This window comes from Flavonifractor sp. An306, from assembly GCF_002159455.1.
Lineage (GTDB): Bacteria > Bacillota > Clostridia > Oscillospirales > Oscillospiraceae > Flavonifractor.
In genome coordinates, this window is record NZ_NFIQ01000011.1 from 1 (window position 1) to 12472 (window position 12472).

A 12472-nucleotide genomic window follows, 5' to 3' on the forward strand; every position below is an offset into this window, starting at 1 on the left:
TCTGCCTATTCCCGCATGATGGACGATGTAGAAAACGGAAAAATCGGTGTCTGCATTATGAAAGACCTGACGCGCTGGGGGCGCGACTATCTCCAAGTTGGCAACGCTAGCATCAATGTCCAAACGATTTACGAAAATGACAAAATAGTTGGTGTAAAAGAGATGGAGTAACCTGCCGGACGACGGCAAAAGAAAAAAGCCGTCGTACAGCAGCCGAATTAATGCGCCTATTTGATTTAGCGGCGGTTTTGAGAAATCAAGGCCGCCGTTTTTTTGCCCAAAATCCAACAATGACCCAAGTCATGCAAATTTACACGGCGGCAACAGGAGGATACCGCCGTGCACAACAACGTCTTTCGACATAAAGTGACAAGAGCCATCTCGTCAAAAAAAGTTGGTTCCCATTATCGGGATATTCCGGCTATGAAGATGAACAATTAAATCATGTAAATACTTCTGTTAATTCCTTTGCGCCTGTCCGCATTTTGCGGATGGGCGCTTTTTGCCGTTTATGTGGGCCTTTGTCACCTGACGGAGCCTTTCATAGAAATTTCTTTCCTTTTGAGGTTGCCAAAATCGCAAGTCTTGGATTACTGAGGCGAAAGGGAGGAAATCACCACCCCGCACCTGTGCGGCGCGAAGGGAGGTGAGAATATGAAAGACTCCTATGAGCAACGCATTCAAAATCAGTTTGGCGCCTTCTGCGTCAGGGTTTTGAAGAATGAGGCCCGGCATATCCAACGTGACTATGCCTGCCTTCTGGACCAGGAAAAGCCTTTGGACGAGCTGACAGCCTCCGAGCTGGAGCAGACCGCCGTGTGGGACGATTACTTTATGGACGAGCATGTCTTTGAAGTATTGGGACTTCCGGTAGTCGTAACCGGCAATGTCCTGGCCGATGCGTTAGCGCAGTTGCCGGAGGGCAAGCGGGATGTGATCCTGCTGTCCTACTTCCTGGGTATGACGGATCGGGAAATCAGCGAAAAGCTGCATATCGTCCATCAGACCGTATCCAAGCGGCGGCTCGTTACGCTGAAAGAACTGTACGAATATCTGGTAAAGGAGGGATTTGAATGGCCGGACATGTAAAGCCCATTCCGGTGCCTGTGATTCTGGCGGCCGTGAACGGTGACGAAAATGCTCTTGCTGCTGTTGTCGCTCATTATCAGAAGTACATTCGGGCTCTCGCCACCAGACCGGTGAAAGACGAGTATGGCAACGAATACCTGTATGTGGACGAAGATATGCGGCTCAGGCTGGAAACAAAGCTGATACATAGCATTGTGACGAGCTTCAAGGTGCTGCCGGTCTAAAGTTGTTCGGGGCAAGTTTCGCTCCCTTTCCTTGCCCCGACAATCCGGCAACGGAGTCCATGATCCTTGACAAAGAAAGCCTTCGGGCAGCATAAGGCAGACGGATACGATCTGTCTGTGTAGAGCCGGTCGGCCGGTGCGCCATGACCCTGTTGCAAGTCCGCAGGACGGGACCCCTACCAAACAGGTGAGCGACAAAACCAGGCCGCAAAACAGGTGTGGCAACCTGTGGGCGAGGATGCACAGGCAGGATAATGAGACTCCCGCGTTGAACGCCCTCAAAGCATTGCGCGGCGCACCCATCAGCATGGGCCGGGGTGAGATTCCCGTGGAGCTGCGGCCAGCAGCCATCCGTTTTCTGCCTCTTTTATGGTTTTAATATAATGGCATGAAAGGGGCTTTATCATGCAGAAAAATCAATCTGAAAATAAATATGCCCCGCCTATGCGGAGCAAAAAGAAGATCGGCAACACGATCTTTATCGTCAATTCCTTTTTCCCTCAAACGGGAAACCAGACGATATCCTCCAAACTGGAGAACCTGATAAAAGCCGATATTCAGAAACAAACTGTGACTTGAAAACCTCCTAACAGGCAGACAGGGAAAAGGAAGCGCGGTATAATGAAGTTGGACTTCAATATCGTGTTTGACTGCCGGATAGGAGGTATTTATGTATTATCAGTCAAACACCGCTGCCGCGCTTCAATTCCCTTACACGGCTATGAGCTCCGAAGAACTTACAGCTTTGTATTGTCGCTTATCCCGTGACGATGAATTGCAGGGTGACAGCAATAGCATTGTAAACCAGAAAAAAATCCTGGAAAAGTATGCCCGTGAGCATGGATACAGCAATTTCAAATTCTATGTTGATGATGGCATCTCAGGTACGACCTTCAACCGCCCAGGCTTTCAGCAGATGATTGCAGACATTGAGGCTGGCCTTGTCAAGAGGGTCATCATCAAGGATATGTCACGTTTCGGACGTGATTATCTGCAAGTCGGTATGTATACGGAGATCATGTTTCCCGAACATGATATTCACTTTATTGCGGTGAATGATGGTGTAGACAGCACTCAGGGCGACAACGAGTTTACGCCCTTCCGCAATATCATCAATGAATGGTACGCCAAAGACACCAGCAAAAAAATCCGTGCCGTTATGAAAGTGAAAGGCAATGCGGGAGAGCATTTGGCTACCATGCCTCCGTATGGATACATGAAATCGTCTGATGATAAAAAGCAATGGGTGAAGGATGAAGAAGCGGCCCAGGTGGTTTATGAAATCGGTCTTTATATCATGGACGGATTGGGACCCTCGCAGATCGCAAGAAAGCTGACGGAAAGAAAAATCCTTACTCCGGCTGCTTACTATGAGAGTAAAGGCAGGACAACCAATGTCACAAAGAAAGGTTCTCCTTATGCCTGGGATTCTTCTACGATTGCCGACATCATGGACCGCTGGCGTGAATACCTGGGGCACACAGTTAATTTCAAAACCCGCAAAAAATCCTACAAGAGCAAAAAGACCCTTCTCAATCCAGAAACCGAGTGGAAGATTTTTGAGAATACCCATGAAGCCATCTGGACGGAGGCGATTGCCGATGCAGCAAGGCTTGCAAGGCAGACGCGGCGCCGACCAACAAAGATGGGAGAAATGGGGATGTTCTCCGGCATGATGTTCTGCGCCGACTGCGGCTCCATCATGTATCAATGCAGGGCAACCAATTTCCGGCGCGATCAGGAATATTACCTGTGTTCGGGCTATCGGAAAAGCCGTGACGTATGCGGGCAGACACATTCCATCCGAACTGTTATCATGGAGGAATTGGTTCTGCAAAATCTGCGTGAGATCGTTTCCTTTGCATCACAGCACAAAGACGATTTTGTAAAGATGGTTATGGATGCGGATTTGCGCCAACGTAACCGCGGTTTGGCAAAGCGGAAGAAAACACTGGCTGATGCTGAAAAGCGGATTGCAGAACTGGACACCATTTTTAAGCGGCTCTATGAAGATACCATTTCGGGAAAACTTTCTGACGAGCGTTTTCAAAAGCTCTCCACTGACTATGAGAAAGAGCAGCATCAGCTTCAAGATGTAGCGATTGCCCTCAGGAATGAAATCGAGGCAGAGGAACGCAAAAGCGCCAATGTGGAAAGGTTTCTCTCCGTTGTAGAACGGTATACGGAAATTCCCGAATTGACCCCATGTATCTTGCATGAGTTTGTCGAGAAGATTGTTGTCCATGCTGCCAGCGATCCGAAGGGCAAGAACCGCACCCAGGAAATTGACATCTACTATAAGGGCATTGGAGCCCTGGAAGTATCCAAAGTAACTTCATCAAGGCAAGAATGAGAAAAACGGCATAGCCGAAGCTATACCGTTTCTCTCTTGCCCCACGATGTTTTCTTATCGGGATGTGCCTTGGCCTCTCCCTTTTTCTTTCGGAAATTTGTGGCATCCTCTTTTCAAGCCACAAGATGTTGAGTATAATGGGGAGTAATTAGATTGCTACAGATGAAAGGAGAGGGCTATGGATATTCAGTGGTATCCCGGCCATATGACGAAGACCCGGCGGCAGATCCAGGCGGATTTGAAGCTGGTGGACCTGGTGGCCGAGATCATTGACGCCCGCATCCCGATTTCCAGCCGCAACCCGGATATTGATGAGCTGGTGGGGGAGAAGCCGCGGCTCATCGTGCTCAACCGGGCGGATCAGGCCGACCCGGCCATGAACAAGGTCTGGGGCGACTGGTTCCGCAGCCGGGGCTGGTGGGTGCTGGAGACCAACGCCAGGGACGGGAAGGGGGTCAGCCAGTTTTCCACCGCCATCCGCTCTGCGCTGAAGGAGAAAATCGAACAGTGGAAGGCCAAGGGTCTGGTGGGCCGCCCGGTCCGGGCCATGGTGGTGGGGGTACCCAATGTGGGGAAATCCACCTTCATCAATCAGGTGGCCAAGAAGAAATCAGCCAAGGCGGGCAACAGGCCCGGCGTCACCCGGGGCAAGCAGTGGGTGAACGTGGACCCCGGCCTGGATCTGCTGGATACCCCCGGCATTCTGTGGCCCAAGTTTGAGGATGAAACCACTGGCATGCATTTGGCCTTTACAGGTGCGGTGAAGGACGAGATCATGGATCTGGAGACCCTGGCCTGTCATCTGATGGAGATACTGGGCCAACGGTATCCCCAGGCCCTGGTGGACCGCTATAAGGTGGAATTGGAGCCGGAGTTGCCCGGCTGGGAGCTGCTGGAGCGGTGCGGCCGAAAGCGGGGATTTCTGATCTCCGGCGGCGAGGTAGACACGGAGCGGATGTCCCGGGTGCTGCTGGAGGAGTACAGGGGCGGCAAGCTTGGAAACTTTACACTAGAGTCGCCAGAGGAGCTGGAGGTATGATGGAACAGGTGGATCTCTGGCAGCTGGAGCGGGCGTGCTGGGAGGAGGGCTACCAGGCGGTGTGCGGCTGTGACGAGGCGGGGGCGGGTCCCCTGGCCGGAGCCCTGTATGCCGCCGCGGTCCTTTTGCCCCGGGAGGCACACCTGTCAGGGCTGAACGATTCCAAGAAGCTGACCCCCAAAAAGCGGGAGTTGCTGTATGACCAGATCCGGGATCAGGCGGTGGCTTGGGCGGTTACCCGGGTGGAACCGGAGGAAATTGATGCCACTGATATCCTCAGCGCCCGTATGAAGGCGATGCAGCAGGCTATTGACGCGCTCTCCCCGGCGCCGGATCTGGCTCTGGTGGACGGAAACCGGGACCACGGCAGGGCGGCTGCCATTACATCCCCGCATAGAACGGTTGTAAAGGGAGATTCCCTGTCGGTGTCTATTGCGGCGGCGTCCATTCTGGCCAAGGTGAGCCGGGATCGGTATATGGAGGAGATGGCCCAAATGTATCCCCAATATGAGTTCGAGCGGCACAAGGGCTACCCCACCCGCCGCCACTATGAGCTGCTGCGGCAATATGGACCCTGTCCCATCCACCGCCGGAGCTTTTTGAGCAAGCTGTGAGCGGGGGAGAGGCCAAGCTGCTGGGCCGCTGGGGTGAGGCGCTGGCGGCGGACAGGCTGCGGCGTATGGGCTATCGGATCATTGCCGCCGGGTACCACTGCCGGTTTGGTGAAATTGATTTAATTGCAACGACTGACAAGTATTTGTGCTTTATAGAGGTAAAGCTGCGGAAGAACGCAAACTTTACTCCGGCGCGTGCGGCGGTGGACCGGCGGAAGCAGGAAAAGCTGCGGACCACGGCGGCCTGCTATCTGGCGGAACACCCGGAGCTGGAGCTGCAGCCCCGGTTCGATGTGGCGGAGATTTACGCGCCGCAGGGCATGTCCACCAGAGAGCCGGAATTTTGTTATTGGGAGAACGCCTTTTAAGGGGGCATGTGCGTGGCGGAAATAGATGTCTTTGATGGACACTGTGATACGGTTTTGATGTGCAGTCTGTTCAGCGGCGGCTTTGTCCATAACGGTTTCCATGTGGATCTGGAGCGGGCAGGGAAATACCGCAGATACGCCCAATTCTTTGCCCTGTTTGGCCAGCCGGAGGATTTTCCTGGAAAAGACCTGCGGGGGATGTCATTTTCCGAGATTTTTGAGACGGAATACGCCCTTTTTCGCCGGGAGATGGCGGCAAATGCCCATACGATTGTCCATTGCCGCACAATGGCAGAAGCGGAACAGGCCTTTGCCCAGAAGAAATCGGCGGCCTTTTTGTCGGTGGAGGGGGCGGAGCTGCTGGATTGCTCCCCGGAACGCCTGGAGGAGGCCTATGGGCTTGGGGTCCGGGCGGTAACCCTGACCTGGAACTATGCCAATGCCCTGTCCGGCAGCAACCAGGAGGAGACGGACCGGGGACTGACCGCTCAGGGCAAGGATTTTGTGCGCAAGGCGGAGCAATTGGGAATGCTGGTGGATGTGTCCCACCTCTCCGACGCCGGATTCTGGGATGTGGCGGACATGCTGACAGGCCCCTTTTTTGCCAGCCACTCCAACGCCCGGGCAGTATTTTCTCATCCCCGAAACTTGACTGATGAGCAATTTACTGCCATAATAGACCACGGCGGTGTAGCCGGTCTAAATTTGTATGGGGAATTTTTGGGGGACCGGCCGGATGTGGATACAGTGATTGCCCATCTGGACCGCTGGCTTGCACTGGGCGGGGCCCAAAATATCTCGCTGGGCGGAGACCTGGACGGCTGCAGCATGCTGCCGGCAGGTTTTACCGGGGTGGAGAGCTGGGAGCTGCTGTATGAGCGTCTGTTGCAGCGCAACTATCACGAATCGCTGATCCGCGACGTGTTTTTCAATAATCTGATGAGGGTTGTGAGCAAAGTATGTATTATGTGAGTACCAGAAATAAGGGGGACCGGCGTACCGCGTCGGAAGCCATCGAAAAGGGGCTTGCCGTTGACGGCGGTCTCATGACGCCTGAGGTGCTGCCCAAGCTGTCCCACAACGCCCTGGACACCATGCGGGACATGTCCTATCAGCAGCGGGCGGTCTATGTGATGAACGCCTATCTGGACGACTTTACCTCCTCTGAGCTGACCGCTTATGCGGCCAAGGCCTATGGCGGAGGCAAATTTGACGTGAAGGAAGTGGCTCCCGTCCGCCAGGTGGACAGCAATACCTACTGCCTGGAGCTGTGGCATGGTCCCACCTGCGCCTTCAAGGACATGGCGCTTCAGATGCTGCCCCATCTGCTTACCGCGTCGCTGAAAAAGAATCAGGAGACCAAGACGGTGTGCATTCTGGTGGCTACCTCCGGGGATACCGGCAAGGCCGCCCTGGAGGGGTTCCGGGATGTGGACAAGACCCGGATCCTGGTGTTCTACCCCAAAGATGGGGTTTCCGCCATTCAGGAGCTGCAGATGAACACCCAGGAGGGCGAGAACGTGGGCGTCTGCTCCGTGGTGGGCAACTTTGACGATGCCCAGACCGGGGTGAAGAAGCTCTTTTCCGACGCGTCCCTGCGGGAACTGCTGGAAAACATGGGCTTTTTCCTGTCGTCGGCAAACTCCATCAACTGGGGGCGTGTGCTGCCGCAGATCGTCTACTATATCTCCGCCTACTGCGATCTGATGCGGGAGGAGAAAATCCAAAAGGGCGACCCGGTGAACGTCTGCGTTCCCACCGGAAATTTTGGCAACATTCTGGCTGCGTACTACGCCAAGGAGATGGGCGTGCCCATCAAGAAGCTCATCTGTGCGTCCAACTCCAACAATGTACTCACAGATTTCCTGAAAACCGGCATTTATGACCGCAACCGTACCTTCTACAACACCATGTCCCCCTCCATGGATATTCTCATCTCCTCCAATCTGGAGCGGATGCTCTTCGCCCTGTCCGGCCATGACGACGCCCAGGTGCGGGAGTATATGGCGCAGCTCAACGAGACCGGCCGGTATGAGGTGAGCAAATCCATCAAGGACCAGCTGGGCAAGCTCTTTGCCTCCGGCTACTGTGACGACGCCCAGACCCAGAAGGTGATCGGCGCCATGTGGAAGGGACATCACTACCTCATTGATCCCCATACCGCTGTGGCCTTTGATGTGCTGGACCAGTACCGGAAGGAGAGCGGAGACACCACCCCTGCCATTGTGGTGTCCACCGCCAGTCCCTTCAAGTTCTGCGACAATGTGCTGGGCGCCTTGGGCGTGTCCCATGTGGTGGAGGGTACCGGCGCGCTGGATCAGCTCTCCAAGCTCACCGGAATTTCCGCTCCCGCGCCGCTGGCCGGCCTGAAGGAAAAGCGGGTGCGGTTCCATCAGAGCGTCACGAAAGAGCACATGAAGGAACAAGTGCTGGAGATGCTGCTCTAAATGGCACTGTACGCAATTGGAGACACGCACCTCTCCCTGAGTGCCAACAAGCCGATGGATGTGTTCGGCGGCGGCTGGGAGGGGTATGTGGACAAGCTGCGGGAGGGTTTTTCCCGGGTGGATGCGGAGGACACCGTGGTGTTGTGCGGCGACCTGTCCTGGGGGATGGGTCTGGAAGAGGCGGAGGCGGACTTTGCCTTTCTGGACGCTTTGCCCGGGGCGCGAAAGCTGCTGCTCAAGGGAAACCACGACTACTGGTGGAACACGGCGGCCAAGATGAACCGCTTTTTCCAGGAGAAAGGGTTTTCCACCCTGCAGATTCTCCACAACAACTGCTACTTTTACGGAGACTACGCCCTGTGTGGGACCCGGGGCTGGTTTTATGAAGAGAAAGGGGACCAGAAGGTCTTTAAACGGGAGCTGATCCGGCTGGAGGCCTCGCTGAAAGCGGCGGGCGAGCGCAGGAAATTGTGTTTTCTCCACTACCCGCCCCTCTACCAGGGATACCGCTGTCCGGAGATCATCGCCCTGCTGGAGCAGTACGGCGTGGAGCGCTGTTATTATGGCCATCTCCACGGCGGCAGCCACCGTTTGGCGGTGGAGGGACTCCACGGAAACGTGGAATATCATCTGGTGTCAGCGGACTTCACCGGCTTCCGGCCGCAAAAAATCTGTGAATAATTGAAAAAAAGTATGGAAATTTTCCGTCATATCTGATAGTATATAGCGGATAACGCGAAAGATGGCCCCTGACGGCGCCTTTGGGCGGCGGCGGGAGCTGACAGGAGGAAGTAATCAACATGAATGTCAAGAGCGTCGAAAAGCAGGAAAAGAGCACCGTAGAGCTGGTCATTGAGATCGGCGCCGAGGAGTTTGAGGCCGCTGTTCAGAAGGTCTATCTGAAGCAGCGCGGCAAGATCATGGTCCCCGGCTTCCGCAAGGGCAAGGCCCCCCGGAAGATCATCGAGGGCATGTATGGCTCCGGTGTGTTCTATGAAGACGCCATCAATGAGCTTTATCCTCAGGCCTACGCCGATGCGGTGGAGCAGGAGAAGCTGGACGCCGTGGCCTGGCCCAAGGTGGAAGTGGTCAGCGTGGGCAAAGAGGGTCTGACCTTCAAGGCCGTGGTGACCGTCCGCCCCGAGGTGAAGCTGGGTGAGTACAAGGGCCTCACCGCGGAGAAGCCCGAGGTCACCGTTACCGACGAGGATATCGACAACGAGCTCAAGCCCTACATCAACCGGGCCACCCGTATGGTCACCGTGGAGCGCGAGGCGCAGAACGGTGACACCGTGGTGATCGACTTTGAGGGCTTCCTGAACGGCGAACCCTTCGAGGGCGGCAAGGGCGAGGGCCACAGCCTGGAGCTGGGCTCCAACTCCTTCGTTCCCGGCTTTGAGGAGCAGCTGGTGGGCACCAAGGCCGGCGATGAGAAGGACCTGGACATCACCTTCCCCGAGGACTATCACGCCGACCTGGCCGGCAAGGCCGTGGTCTTCAAGGTGAAGGTCCATGAGGTGAAGGAGAAGCAGCTGCCCACGGTGGACGACGAGTTTGCCAAGGACGTGTCCGAGTTTGACACCCTGGCCGCTTTCAAGAAGGATCTGGCCGACAAGCTGACCGAGCGCCGGGAGCACCAGGCCCAGCACGACTTTGAGGCCGCTGTTCTGGAGCAGGTCATGAGCAACATGGAAGTGGAGATCCCCGACGCCATGGTGGAGTTTGAGGCCGACAATCTGGTCAACGACATGGCCCAGCGCATCCAGGCCCAGGGTATCCCCTTTGAGCAGTATATGGTGATGACCGGCATGACCATGGACATCATGCGGGAGCAGGCCAAGGCCGCCGCTCTGGAGCGGGTGCGCCGTGACCTGGCTCTGAACGCCGTGGTGGCCGCCGAGAACATCCAGGTGTCCGATGAGGAGCTGGAGGAGGAGTACAAGAAGCTGGCCGAGCAGTACCACATGGAGCTGGACAAGGTGAAGCAGGCCGTGGCCGCCGACGACATCCGCAAGGAGCTCTCTCTGAAGAAGGCCGAGCAGGTGATCTACGACTCCGCCAAGGTGGGCAAGGCTCCCGCCAAGAAGAAGACCACCAAGAAGAAGGCGGAGGACGCCGAGGCCGGTGAAGCCGCCGAGGGCGAGGAGAAGCCCAAGAAGCGCCGCACCACCAAGAAGAAGGACTCCGAAGAGGGCGAGGAAAAGCCCGCTGAGGAGAAAACCGAGGAATAAGGCTGCCGCAGGCGGGCATACTCTTGTGTGTGACTGTCCGCCATCGGGAAGATGGCCGGGCGCTCTGGCGTCCTGACATCAAAATAAAGGAGAACCTGAACCATGAGCTTAGTTCCTTATGTTGTGGAGCAGACCAACCGGGGAGAGCGTTCCTACGACATCTTCTCCCGGCTGCTCAACGATCGCATTGTATTTCTGGGCGAGGAGGTCAATGCCACCACGGCCAGCCTGGTCGTTGCCCAGCTGCTGTACCTGGAGGCCCAGGACCCCGACAAGGATATCCAGTTTTATATCAACAGCCCCGGCGGTTCTGTCACCGACGGCATGGCCATTTACGACACCATGCAGTACATCAAGTGCGATGTATCTACCATTTGCATTGGTATGGCGGCCAGCATGGGGGCCTTCCTGCTCTCCTCCGGCGCCAAGGGCAAGCGTCTGGCGCTGCCCAATGCCGAGATCATGATCCATCAGCCCTCCGCTGGCACCCAGGGCCAGATTACCGATATGGCCATCCACCTGAAGCGGTTGGAGATCATCAAGAAGCGGATGAACCATATCCTGGCTGACAATACCGGCAAGCCCCTGGAAGTGGTGACGGCCGACTGTGAACGGGACAACTTTATGTCCGCCGAGGAGGCCAAGGAGTACGGCCTGATTGACAAGGTGATCTATTCGCGGTAAAATCCAACAGGGGGAGTGGGGAAGACGCCCCGCTCCCCCTAGCCTGTTTGTGTGGGGCTGCCACAGCAGCCTAAATTTCAATCATTGAGGTATATGATATGCCGAAAAATGACGAGCGCAAAAGCGTGAGATGCTCCTTCTGCGGCAAGCATCAGGAGCAGGTGGCCCGTATCATCGCCGGGCCCGGCGCCTATATCTGTAACGAGTGCGTCCACCTGTGCATGAGCATTCTGGACGATAACTATGACCCGGAGGAGCCCATCAGCCCCGATATTCCGGACGTGATCCCCACCCCCAAAGAGATCCGGGATGTGCTGGACCAGTATATCATCGGCCAGGAGGACGCCAAGGTGGCCCTGTCCGTGGCGGTGTACAACCACTACAAGCGGATCTACTTTGGCGGCGGCGAGGATGTAGAGCTGCAGAAGAGCAACATTCTGCTCATGGGTCCCACCGGCTGCGGCAAGACCCTGTTTGCCCAGACTCTGGCCCGTATCCTGAAGGTGCCCTTTGCCATCGCCGACGCCACCACTTTAACCGAGGCGGGCTATGTGGGCGACGACGTGGAGAACATCCTGCTGCGTCTGGTGCAGGCGGCCGACTATGACATTGAGCTGGCGGAGCGCGGAATCATCTATGTGGACGAGATCGACAAGATCGCCCGCAAGAGTGAAAATACCTCCATCACCCGGGATGTGTCCGGCGAGGGTGTGCAGCAGGCGCTGCTGAAGATCCTGGAGGGAACTGTGGCCAACGTGCCACCCCAGGGCGGCCGGAAGCACCCCCATCAGGAGTTCATCCAGATCGACACCAAAAACATCCTGTTTATCTGCGGCGGCGCCTTTGACGGGATGGAGAAGATCATCGAGCAGCGGCTGGATAAAAAGACCATTGGCTTTGGCGCGGACATCCAGACCAAAAAGGAGAAGGACAACACCGCCATTTTCAAGGAGATCCAGCCCCACGACCTGCTGAAATTCGGGATTATTCCCGAACTGGTGGGCCGTCTGCCGGTTATCACCACCCTGAACGCCCTGGACAAGGACCAGCTGGTGCGTATCCTTACCGAGCCCAAGAACGCTCTGGTAAAGCAGTACCAGAAGCTGCTGGAGTATGACATGGTGGACCTGGAGTTTGAGCCCCAGGCGCTGGAAGCGGCAGCGGACAAGGCCATTGAACGGGGCATTGGCGCCCGCGGCCTGCGCGCGGTGCTGGAGGAGGTCATGACCCAGGTAATGTACGATGTGCCCTCTGATCCCACCATTGCCAAAGTGACTATTACGGCGGAGAGTGTCAAAGACCACAAGGCCCCCGCCATTGAGTATAACCCGGAGCGTACCCAGCGGCCCCGCCTTGGCAGCGCCTCTCTGCGGGCGGAGAAGGGCGGTTCACCGCTCAAGGGGAATGTCTCCTAACAGACGGA

Annotated in this window: 12 protein-coding genes; all 12 read left to right on the forward strand. The window is 56.1% G+C overall.

The window, feature by feature from the left end; genetic code table 11:
- Nucleotides 1–654: 654 nt before the first annotated feature.
- The 12 genes from B5F88_RS03945 (at nt 655) to clpX (ending at nt 12464) form a co-directional block, all read left to right on the forward strand.
- On the forward strand, nt 655–1089 hold the full coding sequence (locus tag B5F88_RS03945; RefSeq protein WP_087341843.1) for a sigma-70 family RNA polymerase sigma factor: 435 nt from the start codon (nt 655–657) through the stop codon (nt 1087–1089).
- Entirely contained in the window at nt 1074–1313 is a 240-nt protein-coding gene (locus B5F88_RS03950) for a helix-turn-helix domain-containing protein (RefSeq protein WP_087341844.1), read from the forward strand. Before B5F88_RS03945 ends, B5F88_RS03950 begins: the two co-directional genes overlap by 16 nt.
- A 670-nt stretch (nt 1314–1983) precedes the next feature.
- Complete coding sequence (locus tag B5F88_RS03960) at nt 1984–3666, forward strand: recombinase family protein (protein ID WP_204246192.1); 1683 nt, start codon at nt 1984–1986, stop codon at nt 3664–3666.
- 178 nt (nt 3667–3844) lie between these two features.
- Nucleotides 3845–4705: a ribosome biogenesis GTPase YlqF gene (ylqF, locus tag B5F88_RS03965; RefSeq protein WP_087341848.1), complete on the forward strand. Its 861-nt coding sequence runs from the start codon at nt 3845–3847 to the stop codon at nt 4703–4705.
- Entirely contained in the window at nt 4705–5319 is a 615-nt protein-coding gene (locus B5F88_RS03970) for a ribonuclease HII (protein ID WP_087341996.1), read from the forward strand. Before ylqF ends, B5F88_RS03970 begins: the two co-directional genes overlap by 1 nt.
- Nucleotides 5316–5687: a YraN family protein gene (locus B5F88_RS03975; RefSeq protein WP_087341849.1), complete on the forward strand. Its 372-nt coding sequence runs from the start codon at nt 5316–5318 to the stop codon at nt 5685–5687. Before B5F88_RS03970 ends, B5F88_RS03975 begins: the two co-directional genes overlap by 4 nt.
- Before the next feature lie 12 nt (nt 5688–5699).
- Nucleotides 5700–6659, forward strand: coding sequence for a membrane dipeptidase (locus B5F88_RS03980; RefSeq protein ID WP_242959626.1), 960 nt, complete (start codon nt 5700–5702; stop codon nt 6657–6659).
- Entirely contained in the window at nt 6647–8134 is a 1488-nt protein-coding gene (thrC, locus tag B5F88_RS03985; RefSeq protein ID WP_087341853.1) for a threonine synthase, read from the forward strand. The genes B5F88_RS03980 and thrC overlap by 13 nt, the downstream gene beginning before the upstream one ends.
- Nucleotides 8135–8815, forward strand: a complete 681-nt coding sequence (locus B5F88_RS03990) for a metallophosphoesterase (RefSeq protein ID WP_087341855.1) — start codon at nt 8135–8137, stop codon at nt 8813–8815.
- Between the two features lie 119 nt (nt 8816–8934).
- Nucleotides 8935–10365, forward strand: a complete 1431-nt coding sequence (tig, locus tag B5F88_RS03995) for a trigger factor (protein WP_087341857.1) — start codon at nt 8935–8937, stop codon at nt 10363–10365.
- A 102-nt stretch (nt 10366–10467) separates the two neighbouring features.
- Nucleotides 10468–11049 carry an ATP-dependent Clp endopeptidase proteolytic subunit ClpP gene (gene clpP, locus B5F88_RS04000; RefSeq protein WP_087341859.1) on the forward strand — a complete coding sequence of 194 codons (582 nt, stop codon included), beginning with the start codon at nt 10468–10470 and terminating at the stop codon, nt 11047–11049.
- A 98-nt stretch (nt 11050–11147) separates the two neighbouring features.
- The gene (gene clpX / locus B5F88_RS04005; protein WP_087341861.1) at nt 11148–12464 is read left to right on the forward strand and encodes an ATP-dependent Clp protease ATP-binding subunit ClpX; all 1317 of its coding nucleotides are present in this window, start codon (nt 11148–11150) and stop codon (nt 12462–12464) included.
- Nucleotides 12465–12472: the final 8 nt, after the last annotated feature.